The organism is Achromobacter xylosoxidans (assembly GCF_002192695.1).
Lineage (GTDB): Bacteria > Pseudomonadota > Gammaproteobacteria > Burkholderiales > Burkholderiaceae_B > Achromobacter > Achromobacter xylosoxidans_C.
Genome location: NZ_MTLG01000082.1, coordinates 137,261 through 161,826, shown reverse-complemented (window position 1 = coordinate 161,826; position 24,566 = coordinate 137,261). Strand labels below are relative to the sequence as shown.

The 24,566-nt window shown below is 67.6% G+C and carries 22 protein-coding genes; 14 read left to right on the top strand and 8 right to left on the bottom strand.

Going from position 1 to position 24,566, the window contains the following annotated elements; translation table 11 throughout:
• Positions 1 to 49: 49 nt before the first annotated feature.
• Positions 50 to 955 (top strand): LysR family transcriptional regulator, encoded by a 906-nt coding sequence (locus tag BRO63_RS18920; RefSeq protein ID WP_088141261.1) that lies wholly within the window; start codon positions 50 to 52, stop codon positions 953 to 955.
• A 65-nt stretch (positions 956 to 1,020) separates the two neighbouring features.
• Positions 1,021 to 1,932, top strand: a complete 912-nt coding sequence (locus BRO63_RS18915; RefSeq protein ID WP_088141259.1) for a TonB family protein — start codon at positions 1,021 to 1,023, stop codon at positions 1,930 to 1,932.
• Here the strand turns inward: BRO63_RS18915 and BRO63_RS18910 are convergent.
• Positions 1,929 to 2,651 (bottom strand): GntR family transcriptional regulator, encoded by a 723-nt coding sequence (locus BRO63_RS18910; RefSeq protein WP_088141258.1) that lies wholly within the window; start codon positions 2,649 to 2,651, stop codon positions 1,929 to 1,931. The genes BRO63_RS18915 and BRO63_RS18910 overlap by 4 nt on opposite strands.
• 129 nt (positions 2,652 to 2,780) lie before the next feature.
• Between BRO63_RS18910 and BRO63_RS18905 the strand changes: the two genes are divergently transcribed.
• The 5 genes from BRO63_RS18905 to BRO63_RS18885 all read left to right on the top strand — a co-directional run bounded on the left by BRO63_RS18905 (position 2,781) and on the right by BRO63_RS18885 (position 8,704).
• Positions 2,781 to 3,776 (top strand): Ldh family oxidoreductase, encoded by a 996-nt coding sequence (locus BRO63_RS18905; protein WP_088141256.1) that lies wholly within the window; start codon positions 2,781 to 2,783, stop codon positions 3,774 to 3,776.
• A 31-nt stretch (positions 3,777 to 3,807) separates the two neighbouring features.
• Positions 3,808 to 5,031 (top strand): iron-containing alcohol dehydrogenase, encoded by a 1,224-nt coding sequence (locus BRO63_RS18900; RefSeq protein ID WP_088141254.1) that lies wholly within the window; start codon positions 3,808 to 3,810, stop codon positions 5,029 to 5,031.
• A 32-nt stretch (positions 5,032 to 5,063) separates the two neighbouring features.
• The gene (locus tag BRO63_RS18895) at positions 5,064 to 6,512 is read left to right on the top strand and encodes an NAD-dependent succinate-semialdehyde dehydrogenase (RefSeq protein WP_088141252.1); all 1,449 of its coding nucleotides are present in this window, start codon (positions 5,064 to 5,066) and stop codon (positions 6,510 to 6,512) included.
• Between the two features lie 70 nt (positions 6,513 to 6,582).
• Complete coding sequence (locus tag BRO63_RS18890) at positions 6,583 to 7,671, top strand: isocitrate/isopropylmalate dehydrogenase family protein (protein ID WP_088141251.1); 1,089 nt, start codon at positions 6,583 to 6,585, stop codon at positions 7,669 to 7,671.
• Positions 7,672 to 7,720: 49 nt separating this feature from the next.
• Positions 7,721 to 8,704, top strand: a complete 984-nt coding sequence (locus BRO63_RS18885; RefSeq protein WP_088141250.1) for a Bug family tripartite tricarboxylate transporter substrate binding protein — start codon at positions 7,721 to 7,723, stop codon at positions 8,702 to 8,704.
• A 15-nt stretch (positions 8,705 to 8,719) separates the two neighbouring features.
• Here the strand turns inward: BRO63_RS18885 and BRO63_RS18880 are convergent, their stop codons facing one another.
• Both BRO63_RS18880 and BRO63_RS18875 read right to left on the bottom strand, forming a co-directional pair.
• Positions 8,720 to 11,119 carry a DNA internalization-related competence protein ComEC/Rec2 gene (locus BRO63_RS18880; RefSeq protein ID WP_256943356.1) on the bottom strand — a complete coding sequence of 800 codons (2,400 nt, stop codon included), beginning with the start codon at positions 11,117 to 11,119 and terminating at the stop codon, positions 8,720 to 8,722.
• 227 nt (positions 11,120 to 11,346) lie between these two features.
• Positions 11,347 to 12,555, bottom strand: a complete 1,209-nt coding sequence (locus BRO63_RS18875) for an MFS transporter (RefSeq protein WP_088141247.1) — start codon at positions 12,553 to 12,555, stop codon at positions 11,347 to 11,349.
• 197 nt (positions 12,556 to 12,752) lie between these two features.
• Between BRO63_RS18875 and BRO63_RS18870 the strand changes: the two genes are divergently transcribed.
• The 7 genes from BRO63_RS18870 (at position 12,753) to BRO63_RS18840 (ending at position 20,173) form a co-directional block, all read left to right on the top strand.
• A complete protein-coding gene (locus BRO63_RS18870) occupies positions 12,753 to 13,424 on the top strand; it encodes a B3/B4 domain-containing protein (RefSeq protein ID WP_256943355.1) in 672 nt (223 codons plus the stop codon).
• Positions 13,425 to 13,484: 60 nt separating this feature from the next.
• Positions 13,485 to 14,699, top strand: a complete 1,215-nt coding sequence (locus BRO63_RS18865; RefSeq protein ID WP_088141244.1) for a benzoate/H(+) symporter BenE family transporter — start codon at positions 13,485 to 13,487, stop codon at positions 14,697 to 14,699.
• A 159-nt stretch (positions 14,700 to 14,858) separates the two neighbouring features.
• A complete protein-coding gene (locus BRO63_RS18860) occupies positions 14,859 to 16,382 on the top strand; it encodes an amidohydrolase family protein (RefSeq protein WP_088141242.1) in 1,524 nt (507 codons plus the stop codon).
• Positions 16,383 to 16,499: 117 nt separating this feature from the next.
• Entirely contained in the window at positions 16,500 to 17,609 is a 1,110-nt protein-coding gene (locus tag BRO63_RS18855) for an ABC transporter substrate-binding protein (protein ID WP_088141241.1), read from the top strand.
• A gap of 9 nt (positions 17,610 to 17,618) precedes the next feature.
• Positions 17,619 to 18,482 carry an ABC transporter permease gene (locus BRO63_RS18850; protein WP_088159655.1) on the top strand — a complete coding sequence of 288 codons (864 nt, stop codon included), beginning with the start codon at positions 17,619 to 17,621 and terminating at the stop codon, positions 18,480 to 18,482.
• Positions 18,479 to 19,288 carry an ABC transporter permease gene (locus tag BRO63_RS18845; protein WP_179215147.1) on the top strand — a complete coding sequence of 270 codons (810 nt, stop codon included), beginning with the start codon at positions 18,479 to 18,481 and terminating at the stop codon, positions 19,286 to 19,288. Before BRO63_RS18850 ends, BRO63_RS18845 begins: the two co-directional genes overlap by 4 nt.
• Before the next feature lie 15 nt (positions 19,289 to 19,303).
• Positions 19,304 to 20,173, top strand: coding sequence for an ABC transporter ATP-binding protein (locus BRO63_RS18840; protein ID WP_088141239.1), 870 nt, complete (start codon positions 19,304 to 19,306; stop codon positions 20,171 to 20,173).
• A 67-nt stretch (positions 20,174 to 20,240) separates the two neighbouring features.
• Here the strand turns inward: BRO63_RS18840 and BRO63_RS18835 are convergent, their stop codons facing one another.
• From BRO63_RS18835 to BRO63_RS18815, 5 genes are all read right to left on the bottom strand, one after another.
• Positions 20,241 to 21,194 (bottom strand): Bug family tripartite tricarboxylate transporter substrate binding protein, encoded by a 954-nt coding sequence (locus BRO63_RS18835; protein ID WP_088141238.1) that lies wholly within the window; start codon positions 21,192 to 21,194, stop codon positions 20,241 to 20,243.
• A 112-nt stretch (positions 21,195 to 21,306) separates the two neighbouring features.
• Positions 21,307 to 21,726 carry a nuclear transport factor 2 family protein gene (locus BRO63_RS18830; protein WP_088141236.1) on the bottom strand — a complete coding sequence of 140 codons (420 nt, stop codon included), beginning with the start codon at positions 21,724 to 21,726 and terminating at the stop codon, positions 21,307 to 21,309.
• 8 nt (positions 21,727 to 21,734) lie between these two features.
• Positions 21,735 to 22,958 carry an NAD(P)/FAD-dependent oxidoreductase gene (locus tag BRO63_RS18825; protein ID WP_088141235.1) on the bottom strand — a complete coding sequence of 408 codons (1,224 nt, stop codon included), beginning with the start codon at positions 22,956 to 22,958 and terminating at the stop codon, positions 21,735 to 21,737.
• Entirely contained in the window at positions 22,955 to 23,275 is a 321-nt protein-coding gene (locus tag BRO63_RS18820; protein WP_088141233.1) for a non-heme iron oxygenase ferredoxin subunit, read from the bottom strand. The genes BRO63_RS18825 and BRO63_RS18820 overlap by 4 nt, the downstream gene beginning before the upstream one ends.
• A gap of 2 nt (positions 23,276 to 23,277) precedes the next feature.
• Positions 23,278 to 24,546, bottom strand: a complete 1,269-nt coding sequence (locus BRO63_RS18815) for an aromatic ring-hydroxylating dioxygenase subunit alpha (RefSeq protein WP_088141231.1) — start codon at positions 24,544 to 24,546, stop codon at positions 23,278 to 23,280.
• Positions 24,547 to 24,566: the final 20 nt, after the last annotated feature.

Genomic DNA, 24,566 nt, shown 5'->3' with positions numbered 1-24,566 from the left:
TGATTAAAGGGTCGCGCCAGAAATAAACGGTTTCGTTGCGGGAAAGAATATGAATCGCCTGGTGGCAATGAGCGTCTTCTGCAAGGTCGTCGAACACGGAAGCTTCACGGTCGCCGCAACGCGCTTGAACATGTCCACCGCCTCGGTGAGCAAGAACGTGTCCGCGCTGGAAGACCACATAGGAACGCCGCTGCTTGCGCGTACCACGCGCCGCATCGTTCTGACCGATGCGGGCAAGACCTACTACGACAAATGCTCCCGCATCCTCGAGGATGTCGAAGAGGCCGAACGCACTGCGGGCCAGGTGCAGACCACGCCGCGCGGCCTTCTGAAGGTGCGCGCGCCGATCTCCTTCGGCAGCGCGAATCTGGGCCGCCTGATCACGGAATTCACCACCAGCTTTCCCGAGGTCACCGTCGAGATGACACTGAACGACAGGTATCTCGATCCCGCGGAAGAAGGCGTTGACGTCGCCTTGTACATCGGCGCTACGCCCAAGCATTTCGCGGCAGGCGCCCAGGCCATCGCCACCCTGCCCAGGATGCTGGTCGCCGCGCCGCACTATCTTGAACGGCAAGGCGCCCCCCGCGAAATCCAGGATCTCGCCGGCCACCAATGCCTGGTCTATACGCGCGGCGCCAGCCCCAGCGAATGGCGCTTTGCGCGCAACGGCGTGGAACAGACCGTGCATGTCAGCGGCTCCCTGCGCTGCAACAACAGCCAGACCCTGCACGACGCGGCGCTGAGCGGCGCCGGCATCGGACTGCTGCCGGCATTTCTCGTTGCCCAGGACCTGGCTAGCGGCCGCCTCACGCCCCTGTTGCCGGATTGGCAGCCCGCCGAACGAAACCTGTATGCCGTGTACCCGCAGCCGCGGCGCTCGTCGCCCAAGGTGCGCGAGTTCGTCAACCTGTTGGCCAGCAATCTGGACCTGGGATCGGCTTGCTCGACCTAGCTTGCGGGTTATGCTGCCGGGGCGCCCGCCTCCTGCGGGTTCCTACTATCAGGAGACTTGCCCACATGAATTGGCCGCTACGCGCTTGCACCATGGCCGCGATCATCCTGTGCGCTTCCACGGCGGTTTCGGCCCCTGCCCCTGCCAATCAGGCCGAATGGACCACGGGCGCGATGCGCAAGCTGCAAAGTCATCTGGAAATGCCCAAAGAGGCATACGAACTGGACGGTCCGCTCAGCCTGCGCCTGCGCCTCACCGTGCTGCGGGACGGCAAGATCGACGCGGTGGACCTGGCCAGTTCCTCCGGCTATGTCGCCATCGACAAGGCCGCGGTCCGCATGGTCCGGCGCGCCAGTCCGCTGCCCGCGTTCACCACCGACATGCAGGCCGACAGGGAAATCCTGATGCTGCCGGTGCGGTTCCAGATGATCGAGGAACCCGCCAACGACGCCGAGCGCCGCTATGCCGACCGGACGCGCGGATTCGGCGTAGCCGTGCCCGCGGCATATCGGATCGTGAAGCATGGAAAGTCCGACGAATTCGACGTGCTGGTCGAGATCGTCCGCGCCAACGACGCGCTGCAAGCCGCAGACGCGGCCGACTACCTTTGCGGCGTCGGCTTCAGCACGCCGCGCAAATCGCTGAAGACGCATCCCGGCGCCGAAGCGCCGCTCTCCGCCGCCGAGCGCATGGCTGCGGCCGAGGCGATCCTGGCCGCGCAGGGCGAATCGCCTGAGCAGCGCAGCGGCTTCGAGCTGCAAGGCGCACGCGGCGTTGACTATGTCGCGCCCGCGGGTGCCCGGCCGGATGGCACCCGCCTGCGGGAATACAACGCGCTGGTGGATACGCCGGCGCTGCGCGTAGCCATGCGCTGCACCGTGACTAGCGAGGACATGCCGGCAGCCCTGCCCGCGTTCCGCAATATACGGGACGGCATCAATCTGGGTGGTCAAGCGCCCGCACCCGCCGCGCGCTAATCCAACATTTCGAAGTACGGCGCCATGCGCTCGCGCGACCTGAGGATGTGGTCGCGCATGGCATCCTGCGCGCCTTCGGCGTCGCGCTCGTTCAGCGCCCGCACGATGCGCGCATGCTCGGTCACGGCTTCTTCCGTGACCCGCGAGTGAAAGCGCAGCCGGAACAGATGGGTATGCGCGTATAGCCGGGCCAGCGCTTCGGCAAGCAGCTCATTGCCGCTCTGTTCCGCGATCCAGGAGTGGAACTGCGCATCCAGCACGGCGAATTTGCCATAGGCCACGCGCGCGTCATCGGCGCTCGGAGCGCTCATCGCCGCGGACAGCGCGGCCAGCTCCTGCAGCGATGCGTCCGTCATGCGTTGCGCCGCCAGCCCCGCCCCGAATGGCTCCAACTGCAGGCGCAGTTCATACATCTGCTCAAAGCGCCTGCGCGTAGGCATGGGCGCCGCGCTGTAGCCCACGTGATGCGTCTTGACGACGAGGCCTTCGGTTTCAAGCCGGATCAGCGCGGCGCGTATCGGCGTTTGCGACACGCCCAGTTCACGCACCAGCGCATCGACCGCGATGCGCATGCCGGGCGCGATCTTCAAGGAGATGAGCTGCGACAGCAGCGTTTCATAGACCTCATCGCCCAAGGACCGCACGCGCTCGCCCAGGCGCTGGCTGGCCGCCGGCGTGGTCAAGGGTGCGGCTGCGGAACCGCGAGAGAGAGTCGTCATGGTTGTTTCACCCCGATTTGCCAACAATGTGTTGACGTCCAATTTGTTACGAGGTTAGCATAAATCAGATCGTATTTCAGATCCGATCGGATTTAACCACTCAACGACACTATGACGACAACGATAAAAATGGGGGAGGCAAGGAAGGTCTGCATCCGCGCGCTGGAACTGGCCGGAAGCCCCGCCGACCACGCCGCGACGCAGACCGACCTGCTGCTTGAAGCCGAATTGCGCGGCCGCGCGTCCCACGGCCTGCTGCGCCTGCCGCGCATCATCGAGCGCATCCGCAACGGCGTGGCCGACCCGAAAACCCGCGGCACGGCCGTCTGGCGCTCCCCTGCTTTCCTGGACATGGATGGGGAACGCGGCCTGGGTCCGGTGATCGCCCTGGCAGCCCTGGAGCAGATCCGCGAACGCGCCCGCGACACCGGAATCGCCATCGCGGCGGTAAGCAACAACAACCATATCGGCATGCTGGCGCTCTACGCGGAACAAGCGGCGCGCCAAGGCCAGATCCTGCTGGCCCTGTCGACCAGCGAGGCCCTGGTCCATCCCTGGGGCGGCCGCCACGCCCTGATCGGCACCAACCCGATCGCCATCGGCGTACCCACCGCAGACGAACCCTTCGTGCTGGACATGGCCACCAGCCAGGTCGCCATGGGCAAGATCCACGACTACGCCAACCATGGCCGGCCGCTCGAGCCCGGTTGGGCGCTCGACGGCGCCGGCAACCCCACCACGGACGCCGAAGCTGCCAAGGCGGGCGCACTGGCCCCCTTCGGTGAAGCCAAGGGTTACGCGCTGGGCCTGGCATTCGAGGTACTGGTCGCCAGCCTGACGGCATCCGCGCTGGGCAATGCCGTCAAGGGCACCCTGGATTCCAGCGAAATATGCAACAAGGGCGACGTCTTCATCGCGATCGAGGCGGGGTCCGGGGAGATTGCCAGCCGCATCGCCAGATACCTGGATGACATCCGCGCCTGCCCCGCCCTGCTGCCCGGGCGGCCGGTCGCGGTGCCTGGCGATCGGGCGCGCGCCGAACGCGGCCTGCGGCTGGATGCGGGCATCGAACTGGCCGACGAGGTCTGGTGCCGCATCCTCGACCTGGCGCAATGCGCCGCCTGAATTCCCCAAGACTCTCCTTCAAGGATCCACAATGAATGAATTGTTTGGAATCATGCGCGCGCCGCGCGCCGTGCTGTTCGGAAACGGGCAGCGTCTTGCGCTGGGCCGCGTCGCGGCCGCCCTGGGCCAGCGCGCGCTGATCTGCACCGACGAGCGCTTCGCCGCCACGGCGGAAATGTCCGAACTGCTGGCCACGCTGGAAAGCGCCGGCGTGCGCGTCCAGGTATACGACCGCACCCAACCGGACCTGCCCGTCGAGGGCGTCTACGAATGCGTGGCGGCGCACGGCGCATTCCAGCCAGAGGTGGTCGTCGGACTGGGCGGCGGCAGTTGCCTGGACATGGCCAAGCTCGTCAGCCTGCTGCTGACGCATGGCGGGAAGGCCTCCGATTACTACGGCGAATACAAGGTGCCCGGCCCGGTGATACCCGTGATCGCGCTGCCCACCACATCGGGCACGGGCTCCGAGGTCACGCCCGTCGCCGTGCTGGCCGACAGCGCCCGCGATCTGAAGGTGGGCGTCTCCAGCCCGCACCTGATTCCCCACACCGCCATCTGCGATCCCGAACTGACGCTGACCTGCCCCAAGGGACTTACCGCCATCGCCGGCGCCGACGCCTTGACCCATGCCATCGAAGCGCTGACCGCGGTCCGTCGCAGTCCGGATGCCGACATCGCGCAGACCCGCGTATTCGTCGGCAAGAACGCCTTCAGCGACCAGCAGGCGCTGATTGCCATCCGCGCGCTCGCAGCCTATCTGCCTCGCGCCGTCGACGACGGCAGCGACCTTCATGCCAGGGGCCAGGTCATGGCCGCGGCGCTTGCCGCCGGCCTGGCCTTCGGCGTCGCGGGCACCGCGGCGGCGCACGCCATCCAATACCCGATCGGCGCGCTGACCCACACGGCGCACGGCGCGGGCGTGGCCACCCTGATGCCCTATGTCATGGATTTCAACGCAACCGCCTGCGGCGCCGACTATGCGGCCATCTCGGCGGCGATGGGAGACACGGAGACCGATCCCGCGCGCCTCGCCGCCCGCGCGCCGCGCCATGTGTACGAACTGTTCTCGCGCATCGGCATCCCCGCGACGCTGGCCGGACTGGGCGTGCGCGCCGACCAACTCGAATGGATCGCGGCGCAATCCATGCTCGCCGCGCGCCTGGTCACGAACAATCCGCGCCCGCTGGGCCAGGACGGCATCGCCGCCATCGTGGCCGCCGCCCATGCGGGACGCGGCTCGTTTCGCGCATCTTGATTCCCCCCTTCACCCATATCCGGAGCTGACGCATGACCATCGAGGCCAACAAGCTGTCCACTGACCTTTATATCGACGGCGCCTGGCGCGCCTCCACCTCGGGCCGTCGCATCGACGTGTACGACCCGTCCACCGAACAGGTGATCGCCAGCGTGGCGGACGCGACGCTCGAAGACGCCGCCGCGGCCGTGGATGCGGCCGCGCGGGCCGCCGCCGGCTGGGCTGCCACGCCGGCCCGCCAGCGCGGCGAAATCCTGCGCAAGTGCTATGAACTGATGATGCGGGACGCCGACCATCTTGCGCGCCTGATTTCCCAGGAAAACGGCAAGGCGCTGACGGACGCGCGCGGCGAGGTCGCCTACGCCGCGGAGTTCTTCCGCTGGTTCTCGGAGGAAGCGGTGCGCATCAACGGCGACATCAGCGTGTCGCCCGGCGGCGCCAGCCGCATCATCGTGCAATACCAGCCCATAGGCATCGCGCTGCTGGTCACGCCGTGGAACTTCCCGGCGGCCATGGCCACCCGCAAGATCGCGCCCGCCCTGGCCGCCGGCTGCACCTGCATCCTCAAGCCCGCCACCGAGACGCCCTTGACCGCCTACGCCGTCATGCGCCTGCTGGAGGAAGCCGGCGTGCCCGCGGGCGTGGTCAACGTACTGACGACCTCGTCGGCGGGCAAGTTCGCCAACGCGGTGCTGGACGACCCGCGCGTGCGCAAGCTCTCCTTCACCGGCTCGACGGAAGTGGGCCGCGTGCTGCTGCGCAAGGCGGCCGATTCCATCATCAGCTGCTCGATGGAGCTGGGCGGCAACGCGCCCTTCCTGGTCTTCGACGACGCGGACATCGATGCGGCCGTCGAAGGCGCCATGATCGCCAAGATGCGCAACGGCGGCGAAGCCTGCACGGCGGCCAATCGCTTCTACGTGCAGCGCGGCGCGGTCGAGGCATTCAGCGCCCGCTTCGCCGCGCGCATGGCTGCGCTGAAGACCGGCGACGGCGTCGATCCCGGCACGCAATGCGGCCCCTTGGTCAATGCGGGCGCGGTGGACAAGGTGGCATCGCTGGTGGCCGACGCCGTCGCCAAGGGTGCGCGGATCAAGGCCGGCGGCAAGCGGCTGGACCGTGCTGGCCACTTCTACGAGCCCACCGTGCTGGTGGACGTGCCCGCCGACGCCGACCTGCTCGCTGAAGAAATCTTCGGCCCCGTGGCGCCCATCGTGGCCTTCGATACCGAGGACGAGGCCGTGGCCTTGGCCAACGCCACCGAGTACGGATTGGTCGCATACGTCTATACGCGCGACCTGGCGCGCGGCCTGCGCGTATCCGAACGCATAGAAAGCGGCATGATCGCCCTGAACCGCGGCCTGGTATCGGATCCCGCGGCGCCCTTCGGCGGCGTCAAGCAAAGCGGCCTGGGCCGCGAAGGCGCGCACCACGGCCTGCTGGAGTTCATGGAAGCCAAGTACATATCGACCACTTGGTAAGCCCCGGCGGCCGCGTCCCGGGCGCGGCCGTCCCTTCGATTTCGAAACCTACACGAGGAGACAGCCAGACATGGCTAAGTATGAAATTGCGACCATCGACGGCGATGGCATCGGTCCGGAGGTCTGCCAATCGGCGATCACCGTGCTGAAGGAAGCCTGCGGCGCCGGCCTGCTCTCATTCAGCAGCTACGACGGCGGCGCCGACCACTACGTCAGGTCGGGCCAGGTTCTGCCCGACGACACCTACGCGGCCTGCAAGGCGGCCGACGCCATCCTGCACGGCGCGGCGGGCATGCCGGGCGTGACCTACCCCGACGGCACCGAGGTCGGAAACGACCTGCATCTGCGCCTGCGCTTCCGGCTGGACCTGTACGCCAACGTGCGCCCCATCCGCCTATACCAGGGCGTCGATTCGCCGCTCAAGCATTTCAAGCCGGGACAGATCGACTACGTCATCGTCCGCGAGAACACCGAAGGCCTTTATGCCAGCCGCGGCGGCGGGATCGTGCTGCGCGATGAAGTGGCGACCGACACCATCGTCGTCACCCGCAAGGGCATCGAACGCGTCGCCCGCTTTTCCTTTGAACTGGCCCGCCAGCGCACGGGCGCGCCGCGCGACGGCAAGCGCCGCGTCACGGTATGCGACAAGGCCAACATCCTGCGCACCTACGCCTTCTTCCGCGCGGTCTGCGACGACGTGGCCGCCAGCTACCCCGACGTCGAAATCGACTACGCCTATGCCGACGCCATCACGGTGCACATGCTCAAGCGGCCGGACTTCTATGACGTGATCGTGGCGGAAAACATGTTCGGCGACATCATTTCCGACCTGGGCGCCGCCACGATAGGCGGCATGGGCCTGTCGGCATCCGCGGAACTCGGCGACACCCACGGGCTCTTCCAGGGCGCGCACGGGTCCGCGCCCGACATCGCCGGCCAGAACGCCGCCAGTCCGCTGGCCACCATTCTGTCGGGCGCGCTCATGCTGCGCTGGCTGGGCGACAAGCATGCCGATGCCGCGCTCTCGGAATCCGCGCGGCGCATCGAGGGCGCTGTCGAACAGGTGCTTGCCAAAGGCGATCACGTGCCGCGCGACCTGGGCGGCACGGCAAGCTGCACCGACATGACCCAGGCCGTCTGCCGCGCGTTGTCGCGCTGACGGCAAGGCCAATTCCCCACATAGAAAACAAGATACGAGGAGACACTCCATGCTACGCATCGCCCCCATCCTGTGCGCCGCCCTGGCCGCAACGGCCTTTGCCGCTCCCGCCGCCGCCCAGGACTATCCCAGCCGCGCCATCACGGTCATCGTGCCCTTCGCGCCCGGCGGCACCAGCGACACGCTGGGCCGCCTGGTGGCCACGTCGCTGTCCAAGCAATTGGGCCAGACGGTGGTCGTCGAAAACTCCGGCGGGGCCGGCGGCCTCATCGGCATGCAGAAGCTGCAGAAAAGCGCACCGGACGGCTACACCCTGGCCTTCAACAACATGTCCCTGGCGATCCTGCCTCATCTGCATCCCAAGGCCAACTACGATCCGCAAAAGGAATTGGCGCCCATCGGCATCGTCGCGACCGTGCCGATGGTGCTGTCGGTCAGCAACAAGAGCGGCATCCAGGACCTGCCCGCCATGCTCAAGCGCATCCGCGACGTGAACGCGGTCAAACTCAACCTGGGCTCCAGCGGCCCGGGCAGCACGGCGCATCTGGCCGAGGCCATGTTCCTGCACTTCGCCAACGCGCGCGGCGAGCTCATCCCCTACCGCGGCACGGGTCCGGCGCTGACCGACCTGATGAGCGGCATGATTGACGGGGTGATAGACCAGACCGTGACCATGCTCCCCCTGCATCAGGACAAGCGCGTCAAGGCCATTGCCGTGACCGGAACCGCGCGCCTGGCGCAAAGTCCGGACATCCCCACCTTTGCCGAGGGTGGATTGCCCGAATTCGATCTGGCCATCTGGAATGGCCTGGTGGCGCCGGCTGGCACGCCGCAGCCTGTGGTCGAAAAACTGGCCGCCGCCCTGTCGCAAGCGATAGACACCCCCGAGTTCAAGACGCGTCTGGAACAATTGGCGGCGCAAGCGCCTACCGCTCAGGAACGCGGCCCCATCGCGTTCTCCGATCTGCTCAAGCGCGACTCGCAACGCGTATCGTCGCTGGTCAAGAGCGCGAACCTGCTCGGCGCCAATTGAACGCCGCGGGCGGCCTCAGCGCCCATGCCAGTACCGCCGCCCGCGCTCACGCTCTGCCCATACCTCCAGTCCCCCGGCGCCTGAGGTCGCCATCACCGCGCCGTCGCGGTCGCTGCGCCAAAACGCCGCGCCGGCGCGCGTCCACCGCCGTTCCACCGCGCGCGCCGGATGGCGGAAGCGGTTCAGATGCCCCGCCTGCGCGATCGCATGACCTGCGGCGGACGCGTCCACTAGGCCCTGCCCCGAGGACGACGCCGAACCGTGATGCGGTGCCATCACCACATCGACCTGGGACAACGCCTGGGCCAGCGCATTTTCCTGAGCCACGCCCACATCACCCGTCAGCAGCAGCGCATGCGATTTGCCCTGCACCAGCAGCACGCAGCTATCGGCATTGCGCCCCTCTCCTTTCTTGTCGCCGCTATCCGCGGGATTGAGGAAGGTGAACGCCACGCCGTCCGCCTCCCAGCGCATGCCGCGCCGGCAACGCCCCATGTCGGCGGGCAATGGCGGTGCGGCGCTGCCGGCTTGCGGCCACATCCGAATATCGCGGCGCAGGAATCCAGCCAGATCGAAGGACGCGTAGCTGCGGTCTGCCGGAACTGCCGCCAGCACCGCGCGCAATCCGCCCACGTGGTCGAGGTCGGCATGCGACAGGACCAACACGTCCAACTGCTGGATGCCCCGCGCCAGCAGGAACGGCGCGACGACGCGCTCGCCCGCGTCGCTGCCGCCGTAATGGCGCGGTCCCGCGTCGAACAGCAGGGCCTGGCTGGCCGTCTCCACCAGGATGGCGCTGCCCTGCCCCACATCCATCGCACTCATGCGCCAGTATCCCGGCTCGGGCCGGTCGGGCCGCCAGAACAGCAGCGGCAGCATGCAGAGCCATCCCAGTTGCCTGCCCGGCCATCCGCGCACCTGCAGCGCCCAGACCATGCCCGCCACGGCCAGCAGCAGCCATGGCCACGATGCCGCCGCAACCAGCACGCTGGCCCAGGACGCGTTGCCCACCCAGGACACCGGCGCCATGGTCAGGTCGAACGCCTGCAAGCCCCATCGCCCGGCCAACTCGGCCAGCCCCTGCGCGCCCGGCAAAACCGACAAGGCGGAACACACCAAAGCCAGCGGCGTCACGACGAAGGTCACGACTGGAATCGCCACCGCATTGGCCAACGGCGATCCCAACGACACCTGATGCACCAGGTAGGCCAGCAAGGGCGTCAGGCCCACGGTGACCATCAGCTGCAAGCGCACCGCCTGCGCCAGCCTGGCCGCCCAGCGCCGGCGCCAGCCGGCTTCGCGGTCCACCGGCGCGTCCGCGATGCGCAACAGCACGGCCACCGCGCCGAACGACAACCAGAATCCCGCCGACACCGGCGCCCACGGATCCAGCGCCACCACCGCCGCAGCCGCGCACGCCAGCACCCGACCGCCCGACAGCGGCAAGCGCGACACCGCGGCCGCCAGCACCACCGACAGCATGAAAAACGTGCGGCGCGCCGGCACGCCCCAGCCCGCCAGCAGGCAATACAGCAGCGCGACCAGCGCGGCCGCGGCCCCGCCCGCCACGCGCGCGGGCACATGCTCGGCCAGCCCCGCGCCGCGCCAGCGCCCCCGCCGCCACAGCGCCGCCACCAGCAACCCGGCGATGCCAGCTATCGAGGTCACATGCATGCCGCTGATCGACACCAGATGCGTGATGCCGCTGCGGTTGAACAGCAGCCAGTCCTCGCGCGCCACGCCGGCCTGGTCGCCAATGGCCAAGGCGATCATCACGGGCGCGTAGCGGTGCTCCCCCAAGGCCGCGCGCAGGCCCTCCCTCACGTTGTGGCGCGCCCGTTCGATGGCAATCCCCGGCGTCGCCCAGGGCCGGTCCGCCAGCAGCCTGGGCTGCCCGCGCACCGTAGCCACCGCCCGTATCCCTTGCGCGAACAGGCGCCCTTCCACATCCGGCCCGGCTGGATTCAACAAGCCGTGCGGACGCCGCAACACCAGCGCCATGCGCCAGACCTGGCCGGGCTTGATTTCGGGAAGCTGCGCCTGCGGGCCGGGCGGCGCCTGCCACGAGATCTGGATGCGCGAGGGAATGCCGGGTGGCGGGGGCTCGTCCAGTTCGGCCAGGAAGCGCTGGCTGCGCTCATCGCCTTCGGGCAGGCTGGCCACGCGCAGCACCAGGCGCGACACCGCGTCCTGCTGCGGGTCCGACAGCGCATCATCCAGCCGGTATTGCGCCTGCAGGCCGGCATTGAGCAGGCCCGCGCACAGGCCCAGCGCCAAGACCGCTAGCGTACGCGCCACGCGGCGGCGCCAGCGCAGGCCGCCTACGGACGCAAGCAGGCACGCCCCGGCCAGCAGCCATGAGGCCCCGACTCCTGGAAGCCGGGGCCATAGCTGAACCAACCCCGCACCCGCCACGAACGCCACGCAGAATATCCGGCCTGTGATATGCGCCTCCCGAAATGGGACAGCGTAGGCGCGTACGTCTGAACGCAGACCGTGGGAGGGATCTGTTCAGCCACCTCGGATTGCCGCGAAGCTCCTCATGAATGCAACGGGTGCTGCCAGACCGTGCACGGCCGCACGGTTCCAGGCAGCCGTCCGATCCTTCCACGGCCTTTGGCAACGGCCGAGACTACCCTCGTTCAACTGCCAGCCTGGCTGTTCGCTTTCGTCGTTAGCGACAATATCAATGCCGCTCCGGCCAGCGCCGCCGCCACGAAACCCAGATTCTCCGCGCCCGCCCATTCGACCCCAAGGCCGCCGATCGAACCGGACAGCGCGATGGCCAGGTACAGGATGGCCTGATTGAGCGACACCAGCACCCCGGCCGCTTCGGGCTTGAGCGCGATCAGCCGGTGTTGCTGCGGCGTCGTGATCGCGAAGGCGGCGATGCCGTATATCGAGATCATCGCAAAGGCATAGGGCAGATTCCCGGTCGTCAGCCGCAGCGCCAGCAAGCTGGCGATCAGCCAAAGCAAAGCCACCGCCACGACCCTGGGCCCGCCGATCCGGTCGGCAAGCATGCCTGCGCCCAGATTGCCTAACGTGCCCACCACGCCCAGCGTCGTCATCAGCCCCGCGAGGTAGATGCTGCTGCCTTGCGTGGCCCGCTCGAAGATGATGCCCATGTAGGTGTACGGCATGTATACGGCAGTGAACGCCAGCAGGGTCACGCCCAGGACCGCGACAATTCGAGGTTCAAGCAGAAGACGCAATTGCTCCCGCAATCCCGCCACTGCGGAGATCGTGGTCCGCTTCGGGATAAAGACGAACACGCCGGCCGCGCCCAGCGCCGCCAGAGCGGTTGCCAGCCACATGGTCGAACGCCAGCCGAACATCCCGCCCAGCGCCGTGCCCAGGGGCGCACCGAGCGCGGTCGCCGCCGTGAAACCGCTGACCACCAAGGCGATCGCCCGTCCCCGGTGCGCCGGCGAAACCATGGCGGCGGCCGTGACCGTGGCATTCGGCACGAACCATCCCACGCCAAGCGCCGCCACGATCTGCCCCCCCAGAACCTGGGCATAGGATGGCGCGAGCGCGGTCCAGACACTGCCCGCAAGATAGATCGTCGCCGCAAGAACCAGCACCGTTCTGCGGTCCCACCCCGAGGTGGACGTCGTCAGGACCGGACCGGCGATGGCGCAGGTCAGCGCGAAGATCGTGATTACCTGTCCCGCGACGGCGGGCGTAACGTTCAGGGAAACGCTCAGCAGCGGCAGCAAGCCAGCCAGCACGAACTCCCCGGTTCCGACGACAAACACGCCGAAGGCAAGCAGCGCAACGGGAAACCAGGGGTTCTTGGCCTGATGCCGATCCGCCGGGATTGATGTTTTCAGGATGGTGCTGGTCATGCCAATTCGCCTCTCTCAGGTCATTGCGCGTTCGCAGAATAATATACATACGACCGTATATATTCAAGCGCGAATTACACGGTTCAATGACACCAACCTGGCGCCGGATGACGGGCCAGCGCGCAATTTCATTCAAGACGCGCCCTGATCGAACCGTGCATAGTGTTTCGCGAACCCACCGAGCCACAGCCATGCCTATTCCCTTCCGCTACGCCCACGATCTGCGCATCCGCTTTCCGCAGCTTCGATCCGCTGCCTTTCTGATCGAGAACGTCGATGCCACTGCGGACGCCAATCCTGCAATCTCCGGCCTCGTGGCCATTGCCGACCAGCGCCTGGCGACCACGAGCGAAGCGGAATTTCCCGAGATACAAGCCTGGCGGCGCGCCTTTGCCGCCATGGGCCTCAAGCCGACCCAATACCGCTGCGCCTCGGAAGCGCTGCTGCGGCGCTACCGCAAGGAAGGAGCGCTGCCTGCGCTGCACCCGCTGATCGACCTGTGCAATGCCGTGTCGCTGGCCCACGCCACACCCATTGCCGTCTTCGACGCCGACCGGATCGCCCATTCCCTGGCCGTGCGGTTTGCGCGCGGCGATGAAATCTACGAAACGTTCGCGGGCCAAACCGAGCACCCGGAACCCGGCGAAGTCATATTCGCAGACGATTCCGGCCGCGCCCATGCGCGCCGCTGGACCAATCGCCAGAGCGGCTGGTCCGCGATCCGCCCAGCCACGTCGCGTGCGCTGATCGTCGCGGAAGCCCTACACGAAACCGCAGAACAGGATATTTCCTGTATTGTTTCGGTGCTCGGCGAGGCGCTGAGAACGACATGGCCCAACTGCACGCTACGTAAAGTGGATCCGCAATGACGCTCGAATCATTCTTCCTCTTCATCAGCTGTCGTGACCTGCTCACCCAGGGGCGGGCCCATGGCTGAGCAGAACACGATTCCAGCCGCCTCGCCCTCGTTCCCGGCGGACGAGCTGACCAACGCATTCGTGGCGTTCCTGTTTTCCGCCTCCGCGCCGGTGGCCATCATCCTGAGCGCGGGCGTGAAGGGAGGGCTCAGCCAGGCCACCCTAGCCTCGTGGATCTTTGCCGCATTCGTGCTCAATGGCATCCTCACCATCGTGATGTCCGCCATCTACCGGCAGCCGCTCGCCTTTCTGTGGACCATACCCGGCGCGGTGCTGGTCGCCAGCGCCCTGCAACACCTGCCCTTTGCCGAAGTCATCGGCGCCTATCTGCTGACCGCCGCGTTAATGCTGGTGCTGGGACTGACGGGATGGGTCGGCGCCATCATGGACCGCATCCCCATGCCCATCGTCATGGGCATGGTGGCCGGCGTCTTTCTCAGCTTCGCGCTGGACTGGATCAAGTCGTTCGCCTCCGATCCCTGGCTCGCGGGCGTCATGACAGCCACCTTCTTCCTGGTGTCGTTCTTCCCCGCGGTGCAAAAACGCTTCTCGCCCATCATCGGCGCGCTGCTCGCCGGAGTAGGCACACTGGTGTTCATGGGCAGGACGCCAGCCCTGGAACACGTCACGCTTGCGACCTCGGTAGCCAGCCCGCAGTTCTACGCGCCGGTGTTCTCCTGGGCCGCCGCGTTCGAGCTGGTGCTGCCGCTTGCCGTTACCGTGATCGCGGTGCAGAACGCGCAAGGGATAGCCGTGTTGCGCAATTCGCTGCACCGGCCGCCGGTCAATGCCATCACCAACGCCTGCGGCGTGTTCTCGGCGCTGACCGCGTGCCTGGGCTGCGTCTCCACCTGCCTGGCCGGCCCGTCGAACGCCATCATCGCTTCCGGCGCCAACGCCTCGCGCCACTGGATCGCCGCGATCTTCCTGGGCGTGATGGTGATCGTGTTCGGACTGTTCTCGCCCCTGGTCACGCAGGCGCTGCTGGCCACGCCCGCGGCCTTCGTCGCCACGCTGGCGGGTCTGGCGCTCTTGCGCATCCTGCAAGGCGCCTTCCATACCGCGTTCCGCCAGCACTTCACGCTGGGCGCCCTGGTCGCCTTCCTGGTGACGCTGGGCGGCCTGCCGCTGCTGGGCATCGGCGCGCCGTTCTGGGGCGTGGTGTTCGGCGTGGCGACCAGCTTCATCCTGGAGCGCGGGGACTTTTCGAAACGCCCCCAGACTTGACGCCGCATTCCTCCCGCTGGCCGCTCATAAGCACATCACTCAGTTAGAAATTGCGAATCGGTCGTTTGGCCAGGCGGCCATCTCCCGTACTGTGACCTGTCCGCGCCGGCCTTGCCGACCCCGCAAGGCGCCGCGTCCGTTTCACTCTCGGAGACCCGCATGAACGACCGGCTGCACCGTACCCAGGCTTCCCGCTCCGCCGCGATCAAGGCGAAGCTGGACTATCCAGTGATCGACACCGACGTACACGTCAACGACTACGCGCCCGTGCTGGAGGACTACATCCAGCACTATGGCGGCTCCAAGCTGGTGGACGTGCTGCGCAAGACGCAAGGCTCGCGCTTCGCCACCAAGTCCCAGGGCAAGGACTGGTATCAGCAGACCCCGGAGGAACGGCAGCGCAACCGCACGCTGCGCTCGCCCTGGTGGGCGCGCGTCACGCGCAATACCCTGGATCTGGCCACGGTCACGCTGCCGGAGCTGTTGTACGAGCGCCTGGAGGAACAGGGTTCGGACTACTCCATCCTGTTTCCCAACGACGTGCTGGCGCCGCTGGGCGCGGGCGACGAGTACCGCCAGCCGCTGCACCGCGCCATCAACCACTTCCATGCGGACCAGTACCGCAAATACAGCGACCGCCTGACGCCCGTGGCCGGTATTCCGCTGAACACGCCGCAGGAAGCCATCGAGGAACTCGAATTCGCGGTCAAGACGCTGGGATTGAAGGTGGCCAACATTCCGGGCGGCGTGCGCCGGCCGATCAAGGCCATCGCCGAAAAGTACCCGCCCGCTGAATTCCCGGAAATCGCGCGGCATGCGTCCTACGTGGATTTCTTCGGCCTGGACAGCGAGCATGACTACGATCCGTTCTGGGCCAAGGCGGTGGAACTGGGCGTGCCGCTGGCCACCCATTACGGCAGCCAGGGCTGGACCGGGCGCCACTCCATCAGCAATTACATGTTCAACCACATCGGCCACTTCGCCGATGGTTCCCAGGCCTTTGCCAAGGCGTTGTTCTTCGGCGGCGTGACGCGACGCTTTCCGAACCTGCGCGTGGCCTTGCTGGAAGGCGGCGCGGACTGGGGCGCGCACGTGTACGCGCACCTGGTGGACCGCTGGGAAAAGCGCAACCGCAACGCCGTGCAGCAGTACAACCCGGCCAACGCGGACGTGGAGCTGCTGGCCGACCTGTTCGAACGCTACGGCGCCGAGCTGCTCAATGGGCGCGAGCTCAACAAGGACACCTTGCTGCGCGACAGCCTGGGCCTGTCGGCGCTGCACCACAGCCGCGAGCCCCAGGGCGATGAACTCGACGACTTTGCCGCGGCTGGCATCGGCAGCGTGGAGGACATCCGCAAGCGCTGGGTCGACAGCTTCTACTTCGGTTCGGAAGCCGACGACCGCACCATAGGCGCCGCGTTCAACGACCGCGCCAATCCGCTGAACACCAAGCTCAACGCGATCTGGTCCTCGGACGTCGGCCACTGGGACGTGCCCGACCTGACCGAGCCCCTGGCCGAAAGCTGGGACCTGGTGGAAGACGGCGTGATCTCCGCGGCGGATTTCAAGGCGCTGGTGTTCGACAACCCCTACCGCTTCTACACCCAGGCGCATCCCGAGTTCTTCAAGGGCACGCGCATCGAGCAGAAGCTGCAGGCGCGCGCCGAGAAGCGCGCGGCCTGACCTGATCGCGTACCTGCAGTCCCGCCCGCCGGCACATGCCGGCGGGCGCCTAGTCCTGTCCGCGGCCGGCGCTTGCCTGCCCGGCCCTGTCTTTCATCATCGATACACGGAACGACCATGCGCACCCTGCTCTCTCCCCGCAGCCTGATTTCACGCCTGATGCTGGGCGCTGCCTTGTGCGCCGTCAGCCTTGCCTCCTTGGCCGCGCCTAACGTGGTCCGCATCGGCGTGGCGACCGCCGGCGGCGGCGACCCCATCACCTGGGGCGGCTCGCCGGGCGGCGTGGCGCGCGCCAACAACTGGCTGGAAGAGGCCTTCAAGGGCACCGGTACCGAAGTGCAATGGCTGTTCTTCAAGGGCGCGGGCCCCGCGGTCAACGAAGCGCTGTCGAACAAGCAGATCGATTTCGCCTACCAGGGCGACCTGCCGTCGGTGGTGGGCCGCTCCAACGGGCTGAAGACCCGCATCCTGCTGGGCAGCGGCGTGCGCAACAATCTCTATGTCTCCACGCCCAAGGACTCCGCCCTGCAATCGCTGGACGACCTGAAGGACCGCAAGGTGTCGATCTTCCGCGGCACCAACGGCCATCTGGTCGCCATCAACGTGCTGGCCTCGCGCCAGCTGACCGAACGCGACATCAAGGGAGTGAACCTCGACACCGGCAGCGCGCAGGCGGCGCTGGTCTCCAACGGCGTGGATGCGGCTTTCGGCGGCTACGAATACTTCAAGCTGCGCGACCAGGGCCTGGCGCGCATCATCTATTCGACCAAGGGCCAGGATCCCTCGTTCACGCGCCAGGCGTCCCTGCTGGTGCGCGAGGATTTCGAGAAGGAGAACCCCGCAGCCGTGCAGCGCGTGGTCGACGTATTCGTGCGCGCCGCGCAATGGTCTTCGGACGAGCAGAACCGCGACGCGCTCTTCAAGATCTGGGCGCGCAGCGGCACGCCTTACGCGTCCTGGCAGGCGGAGTTCGACGGCGAGGTGCTGGCCGTGCGCAATTCGCCGCTGCTGGACGAGTTCCTCGCCGCGCGCTACCAGGCCGTGGCGGACGATGCGCTCAAACTGAAGCTGATCCGCCGTCCCGTGAGCGTGGACGGCTGGTTCGAGCCGCGCTACCTCGACGCCGCGTTGCAGAAGGCCAATCTTGCCGCCCGCTGGACCGCGTTCAACGCGCAAGGCCAGCCGGCATCCGGCGAGCGCCAGGCCAGCGCCGCGGCCGCGCGATAAGGAGCCGCCATGTCCGGAAATACGCTGAGCGCCCCGCTTGCGTCCGCGCGGCGCGGCGCGCGCCAGGCTCCTGCCGAACTGCTGCGCAACGCCGGCGGCCGCCTGCTGCCCTGGCTGCTGCCGCTGGCGCTGCTCGCGCTCTGGCAGCTGGGCGCCTCGCAGGGATGGATCTCCCCGCAGGTGCTGCCTTCGCCCCACTTCGTCTGGCTGACCTTGCAGGATCTCTACAGCAGCGGCGACCTCTGGCTGAACGTGCAGGCCAGCATGCAGCGCGTGCTGGTGGGCTTCGCGGCCGGCAGCGCGCTGGGCCTGGCGCTGGGCGCGGCGATGGGTTTGTGGCGTCCGCTGGAAGCCTACATCCTGCCAACGTTCAACGCGCTGGTGCAGATCCCGGTCCTGGCCTGGCTGCCCTTCGTGCTGCTGCTGGTGGGCATAGGCGAGCCATTGAAGTACATCCTGATCGCCAAGGCCGCGCTGGTGCCGGTGACGCTGAACACCCTGCAGGGATTCAGGCAGACGCCTGCCAGCCTGCTGGAAGTGGCCCGCGTCTATGGCTACACGCGCCGCCAGCAGGTGCTGGAAGTCGTGTTGCCGCACGCCTTGCCCACGCTCTTCACCGGCCTGCGGCTGGGTTTCACCAAGGCCTGGCTGTCACTGGTGGTGGTGGAGCTGGTCGCCTCCAGCGAAGGACTGGGCTACCTGATCGTCTACGGCCGGCAGCTGTTCCAGCTGGACCTGGTGATGGCGGCGGTGATCGTGGTGGGCGCCATCGGCTATGCCATCGACAAGCTGCTGGACCTGGCCGAAGCCCGCGCGGGCGGCGGCCAGGCCGCTACCCGCCTGGGCGCGGCGTCCACTGGAGTCCAGGCATGACGGCGCCATCGATCAACCCGCTGTCCCTCGCCCGCCGCACCAGTCTTTGGGTACGCGCCCGCTGGCGCGGCCTGGTGCTGCCCGCCGCCGCGATCCTGGCCTGGTGGGCGCTGGCGCGGCTGGACTGGGTGTCCACGCCCTTGCTGGTATCTCCGGAGAAAGTGCTGGAGACAGCCGCCAGCCAGATCTCCTCGGGACGGCTGTGGCGCGCGCTGAGCGCGAGCCTGGCGCGCGAATTCACCGGCTTCGCGATCGGCACCACGCTCGGCCTGATACTGGGCGCGCTGCTGGGGCTGCTGCCCTTGTTCAACCGTATCGTGGGCCCCAGCTTCAACACCTTCAAGCAGATCTCGCTGTTTGCCTGGATCCCGCTGATCTCGGTCTGGTTCGGCCTGGGCGACGTGGCCAAGGTGACGTTCCTGTCGCTGGCCGCCCTGGTGCCCGTGGTCGTCAATACCTGCGACGGCATACGCAGCACGCCGGCCGCGCTGCTGGAGGTGGCCCGCGTGTTCGGCTATTCCCGCTGGCAGACGCTGCTGCACGTGGTGCTGCCGTCGGCGGCGCCTTCGATCTTCACCGGCGTGTACCTGGCGCTGATCTACTCCTGGCTGGCGACGATAGGCGCGGAGTACCTACTGGTGGCCGGCCATGGCATCGGCAACACCTTGATCGAAGGCAGCGAACACTTCCAGATGGACCTGGTGATCTTCGGCATGTTCGTGATCGGCCTGGTGGGCTGGTCCATGAATGCCTTGGCCCGCGCGCTGGAGCGCAGGCTGGCGCGGCACCGCTACGGCGCCGCCTGATGGAGTAGGAAAGGAATGACGAGCATCTTCGGCAAGGAATTGAACATCCGCGGCGTGGGCAAGCGCTATGCCGGCCCTGGCGGCGGCGCAGGGCCGCTGCAGGTCCTGCAGGACATCAACCTGGACGTGCCCGCCGGGCGTTTCGTCAGCATCGTGGGCGCCAGCGGCTGCGGCAAGTCCACGCTGCTGCGCCTGATCCTGGGACTGGACGGCGACTACGCCGGCCAGATCTTGCTGGACGGCAAACCGGTGCGCGGCGCGGGCCTGGACCGCGGCATCGTATTCCAGGACCATCGCCTGTTTCCATGGCTGAACGTGGAACGCAATATCGCGACGGCGCTGCGCAACGCGCCCCTGTCGAAAGCGGAAAAGCGCGAGCTGGTGGCCGAGCACATCGCGCTGGTCGGCTTGCAGGGTTTCGAGAAATCCTACCCGCACCAGATATCGGGCGGCATGGCGCAGCGCGTGGCGATCGCGCGCGGCCTGGTCAACCGCCCGCGCGTGCTGCTGCTCGACGAACCGCTGGGCGCCCTGGACGCGCTGACGCGGTCGCGGCTGCAGAACGAGTTGCAGCGCATCTGGCAGCAGGAGCAGATCACCATGGTGCTGGTCACCCACGACGTGGAGGAAGCCGTGTTCCTGGGCGACCGCGTGGTGGTGATGCAGCCGCGCCCGGGACGCATCCGCCGCATCGTCGACGTCGATCTGCCGCATCCGCGCAACCGCAGCGATCCGCGCTTCATCCGGCTGCGCGACGACGTGCTGAGCGACTTTCTCGATCCGGACGGGCGCGTGGCCCGCCATGAAGAATTGCCGCCGCCCGGTGGCCTGGCGGCCACGGTGGGCGCATTGCCCGCGCTGGGGCGCTTGCGCATGGCTTGGTAGTCTCCCTGCCCACAAAAGCAAGCCGGCGGCACGCGCCGCCGGCTTGGTTCGTTCAGGCCTCAGCCGCTCAGTCGATCGACGCGCCCGCCACCTTCACGACCTTGCCCAGCCGCGCATACTCCTCGGCGCCGAATTCCGCCAGGGCCTGGCGCGAGGTGGGCGAGGGAATCGCGCCGCGCGACTCCAGCATCTTGCGCACTTCCGGCTGCTGCAGCGCCCGGTTGACGGCCGCGTTGAGCTTGTCCAGCACCGCAACCGGCGTGCCCTTGGGCGCGTACAGGCCGTCCCACGCAAAGAACTCGTAGCCCTTCAGGCCCGCTTCGCTGATCGTGGGAATGTCCGGATTGGACGCCACGCGCTCTGGCGTGGTCACGCCCAGCGCCCGCAGCTTGCCTGCGGCGATCTGCCCCGATACGTTGGGCATCACGTCGATCATGAACGAAATGCGCCCGCCCAGCAGGTCCGTCATGGCCGCGCCACCGCCCTTGTAGGGGATGTGCATGACCTTGGTGCCGGCCATCTGGTTCAGCAATTCACAGGCCAGGTGCGAGGACGTGCCATTGCCGGCCGAGCCGCAGGTCAGTTCGCCCGGATTCGATTTTGCATAGGCGAGCAGCTGCGCCAGGGTCTTGAAGCGTTCGTCGCTGGCATTGACCACCAGGGCCGCGGCGATGACGGTGAAGCGCGAGATCGGCTCGAAGTCGGACGGCGCATAGCCCGGCGACTTGTACAGCCAGTGGTTGGTGGCCTGGGTGCCATTGGTGCCATAGGACAGCGTATAGCCGTCGGGCTTGGCGCGCGCCGCGATCGAGGTGCCGATATTGCCGCCCGCGCCGGGGCGGTTCTCGACGATGATGGACTGCCCGAGTTCGCGCGACAGCGGCTCCGCGACCAGGCGCGCCAGCGTATCGCCGCCGCCGCCGGCCGCGAACGGCACCACCAGCGTGATCGGATGGGTCGGCCAGTCCGCCTGTTGCGCCTGGGCGCCGGACACGACGGCCGCACAGGCGGCCGCCAGCATGCAATGCAAGATTCTTGAGGGTTTCACGGTTTGTCTCCTGAGGTATTTACGGTACGCGTCCACTGCTTTTTGAATGGTCCGGACGCGTGGGTTGGTATCGATTCGAGGCGCGTCATTCCGGCGGCAGATGGCGGCGGCTGCTCTTGTCGGCCAGCCGCCAGCCGCCATCCGTCTCCACCAGCACATCCTGGCATTCGCGGATGGCCACCAGGCGTGGCGCGCCGTCCTGTTCATGCGGCACGCTTTCGTAAGCGGTCAGGAAGTAGCCGACGGTGGCGCGTGTGCCTGCCAGCTCGACCAACCGCAGGTTGGTGATGACATGGCAGGTGCTGCGCTCGGCTGCCCGGGCATTCAGTGCCTGCAGGATTTCCGCGCGGCCGGCGAGCCGGCGTCCCTGCCGATGCCAGACGCCGTCCTCCGCCATGAGGGCGGCGGCGGCCTCGTGGCGCCGCGTGTCCAGGGCGTGGAAGAATTCCAGCACCACGGACTCGCAGGCCGTCTTGGCCAACAAGGGCAAATTCGGGTTTTCCATTGCGATCCTCATCCGATCTGGGCGCTGGCCAGCGGCACGTCGGGCCGTTGCAGCAACGCCGGGTCCAGGGTCGCGCGTTGCGCGATCCATTTGCGCAGCTGGCGAAAATCGCGCGCCGCATCCACCGATACGCCGGCCACGGCGCGGCCGCCGGCATCCAGCGCCACCGACAGCAAGGCACGACCACCGGCCTGCGGCCGCAGCACTTCGCTGCAGGCCAGACCCGGAAACCCGACGATCTGCACCATGGCGTCGTACTGTTCCGACCACACGGCGCCGGTCGGCGCGTAAGGCTCGCCCAGACCCAGCACCGACAGCGCGGCCGCCGTGCCCTGGTCCTGCGCGTTCTGCCAGGACTCCATGCGCGCATGGCCGTCACCGGCCGCCAGCACCGCGACGTCGCCAGCCGCATAGACGTCCGGGGCCGAGGTCCTGCAATACGCGTCGACAAGCACGCCGCGTTCGCAGGCCAGGCCGGCTTCACGCGCCAGTTCGTCATTGGCCCGCAGGCCCACGCCCAGCACGATGGCGTCCGCGTCCAGACGCGTGCCGTCGGCCAGTTCCGCCACCGGGCGGCCATCCGCCTGCGCCAGCACCGCGCGCAGACCGGTGTTCAAGCGCAGGTCCACGCCATGGGCGGCATGCAGCGCGGCCAGGTGCGCCGACACCGCCGGCTGCACGCTGCGGGCGCACAGCCGCGGTCCCTGCTCCAGCACGGTGACGGCGCTGCCGGACTGGCGCGCCGTCGCCGCCACTTCCAGCCCGATCCAGCCGCCCCCGACCACGACCAGGCGGCGGCCCGGGCCGAGGCTGGCGCGCAGGCGCAGCGCGTCGCCGCGGGTGCGCAGCACATGCACGCCGGGGCCGTCCACGCCGGGCAGCGCGGGCACTACCGGCCTGCCGCCCATGCACAGGATCAGCTTGTCGTAGGCAATACTGCCACCGTCCGAGGTATCCACCTGCCTGTCGGCCACGCGCAGCCGCGTCGCCGCCACGCCCGGCTGGAACTCGATGCGCAACGCCGCCAGCCGCTCGGCCGAAAACAGCTCGGTGCTTTCCGGCGCGGCCTGGCCTCCCAGCACCGCCTTGCTCAGGGGCGGGCGTTCATAAGGCGCATGGGGTTCATCGCCCAGCAGCACGATGCGGCCTTCGTAGCCGCGTTCGCGCAAGGTCGTCGTGGCCCAGCCGCCGGCCTGGCCCGCGCCGACCACCACAATGGCGCCCGCACTCATGCGGCTTCCGCCTTCAGGTAGACCGTGCCCGCCTCCACCCGCACCTCGTAGCGGCGCAGGTCCGTCGTGACGGGCGGGCATTGCGGCTTGCCGGTACGGATGTCGAACACGCCCTGATGCAGCGGGCACTCGATGGTGCCGTCTTCCAGGTAGCCGTCAGCCAGGCTGGCGTTGCCGTGCGGACAGCGGTCCTGCGTAGCGCAGATGTCGCCCTGCAAGTCATAGAGGCAGACGCCCTCGCCTTCGTGCACCACGCGCAGGGTGCCGGTGTCGGAGGAAATGTCCGACACCATCGCAACAGGTTTCCAGATATCCATGCTCACAGCCCCATCGCCTGGCGGTAGTAGTCGTAGAAGGAGCGGATCAGCACCTCGGTCACCATGTAGTCGGCGGGCTCGGTATCCCGGCCGCCCATCTCAATGATGCCGCGCGCTTCCGGATAGCCGGTGACGCCGATCTGCACCTGGTTCAGCATTTCGCTGTCGTCCATCGACACAAAGCCGGCCGGACCCAGCAGGTTGGCGTGCTTCAGGCGCAGGCGAGTCATCTCCTCGTCGTCGTCCTCGTAGCCGTAATAGGTGAACACCAGTTCGTGCTCGGTGGGACTGCGCGGAATGACGTGGCGGGTCTTGAGCGAGTTGGCCTGGATGCCGAACTGCGCGGCCGGGAAGACCCAAGCGCCGCCGACGCGGCCGCGGTTGAACTCGGCGCGCGGGGTCACCGTTTCCAGGTCCAGCAGTTCGAGGTCGTCGCGGAAACGGCTCATTTCCGTGGTGGCCTCGGTCTTCTTCTTGCCCTCGTTGTGCGACACCATCACGCTGTGCGCGCCGCCGCCGGTGGGGATGCATTCCGACTTGGAATCCGCGCGCCACAGGCCGAAGGTGATGTAGAAAGTGTGCAGCAGCGTGGCGTGGTACGGATCCTTGAGGTTCTCCAGGTACATCTTCCAGTTGCTGGGGATCAGCTGGCGGCTGTAGCCCAGCAGCTTGAGCGGCTTGCCCGGCAGCATGTGGTCGATCTCGGCCAGCACTTCCGGGCCGCAGTAGTCCTCGAAGCTGGGCGCGTCCTCGGCGAAGGTGGCCCAGATCGAGCCGCCCCGGTTCACGCTGCGCAGCTTGCGGATGCCGTTCTGCTTGGGATCGAAATCGCGCGGCATGCCGCCTTTGCCCATGGCGCCGCGGCGGAACGGCACGCCCTGCAGATTGCCGTTCAAGTCATAGTTCCACTGGTGGTAGGGGCAGGTGAAGTCCTCGACCTTGCCGGTATTCTGCCAGCAGATCTGCGCGCCGCGGTGCGCGCAGCGGTTCTCCAGCACGTTGATCTCGCCTTCCGCGTTGCGGACCATGACCACGGGGCGGTCGCCGATCCAGTTGCGTTTGTAGCAGCCAACTTCAGGCACTTCGCATTCCAGGCCCACGTAGTTCCAGGTCTTGCCGCCGAAGAACACGTCCATCTCCTTCTTGAAGATGGCGGGATCGGTATAGACCCAGTTGGGGATGCGCGTATAGCCTTCCGTGGGCCAGCGGCGCTCGATATGGATGGGGGCCGCCGCCGGAGCCTCCGGTGCGGTGGTGTGAGTACAGGTCATGATGAGTATCCTCGGGGCGG

Excerpts from the sequence above, each read along its gene's own strand:
- BRO63_RS18920 (WP_088141261.1), top strand. The coding sequence starts at position 50 with ATGAATCGCCTGGTGGCAATGAGCGTCTTCTGCAAGGTCGTCGAACAC.
- BRO63_RS18915 (WP_088141259.1), top strand. The coding sequence starts at position 1,021 with ATGAATTGGCCGCTACGCGCTTGCACCATGGCCGCGATCATCCTGTGC.
- BRO63_RS18910 (WP_088141258.1), bottom strand. The coding sequence starts at position 2,651 with ATGACGACTCTCTCTCGCGGTTCCGCAGCCGCACCCTTGACCACGCCG.
- BRO63_RS18905 (WP_088141256.1), top strand. The coding sequence starts at position 2,781 with ATGGGGGAGGCAAGGAAGGTCTGCATCCGCGCGCTGGAACTGGCCGGA.
- BRO63_RS18900 (WP_088141254.1), top strand. The coding sequence starts at position 3,808 with ATGAATGAATTGTTTGGAATCATGCGCGCGCCGCGCGCCGTGCTGTTC.
- BRO63_RS18895 (WP_088141252.1), top strand. The coding sequence starts at position 5,064 with ATGACCATCGAGGCCAACAAGCTGTCCACTGACCTTTATATCGACGGC.
- BRO63_RS18890 (WP_088141251.1), top strand. The coding sequence starts at position 6,583 with ATGGCTAAGTATGAAATTGCGACCATCGACGGCGATGGCATCGGTCCG.
- BRO63_RS18885 (WP_088141250.1), top strand. The coding sequence starts at position 7,721 with ATGCTACGCATCGCCCCCATCCTGTGCGCCGCCCTGGCCGCAACGGCC.
- BRO63_RS18875 (WP_088141247.1), bottom strand. The coding sequence starts at position 12,555 with ATGACCAGCACCATCCTGAAAACATCAATCCCGGCGGATCGGCATCAG.
- BRO63_RS18865 (WP_088141244.1), top strand. The coding sequence starts at position 13,485 with ATGGCTGAGCAGAACACGATTCCAGCCGCCTCGCCCTCGTTCCCGGCG.
- BRO63_RS18860 (WP_088141242.1), top strand. The coding sequence starts at position 14,859 with ATGAACGACCGGCTGCACCGTACCCAGGCTTCCCGCTCCGCCGCGATC.
- BRO63_RS18855 (WP_088141241.1), top strand. The coding sequence starts at position 16,500 with ATGCGCACCCTGCTCTCTCCCCGCAGCCTGATTTCACGCCTGATGCTG.
- BRO63_RS18850 (WP_088159655.1), top strand. The coding sequence starts at position 17,619 with ATGTCCGGAAATACGCTGAGCGCCCCGCTTGCGTCCGCGCGGCGCGGC.
- BRO63_RS18845 (WP_179215147.1), top strand. The coding sequence starts at position 18,479 with ATGACGGCGCCATCGATCAACCCGCTGTCCCTCGCCCGCCGCACCAGT.
- BRO63_RS18840 (WP_088141239.1), top strand. The coding sequence starts at position 19,304 with ATGACGAGCATCTTCGGCAAGGAATTGAACATCCGCGGCGTGGGCAAG.
- BRO63_RS18835 (WP_088141238.1), bottom strand. The coding sequence starts at position 21,194 with ATGCTGGCGGCCGCCTGTGCGGCCGTCGTGTCCGGCGCCCAGGCGCAA.
- BRO63_RS18830 (WP_088141236.1), bottom strand. The coding sequence starts at position 21,726 with ATGGAAAACCCGAATTTGCCCTTGTTGGCCAAGACGGCCTGCGAGTCC.
- BRO63_RS18825 (WP_088141235.1), bottom strand. The coding sequence starts at position 22,958 with ATGAGTGCGGGCGCCATTGTGGTGGTCGGCGCGGGCCAGGCCGGCGGC.
- BRO63_RS18820 (WP_088141233.1), bottom strand. The coding sequence starts at position 23,275 with ATGGATATCTGGAAACCTGTTGCGATGGTGTCGGACATTTCCTCCGAC.
- BRO63_RS18815 (WP_088141231.1), bottom strand. The coding sequence starts at position 24,546 with ATGACCTGTACTCACACCACCGCACCGGAGGCTCCGGCGGCGGCCCCC.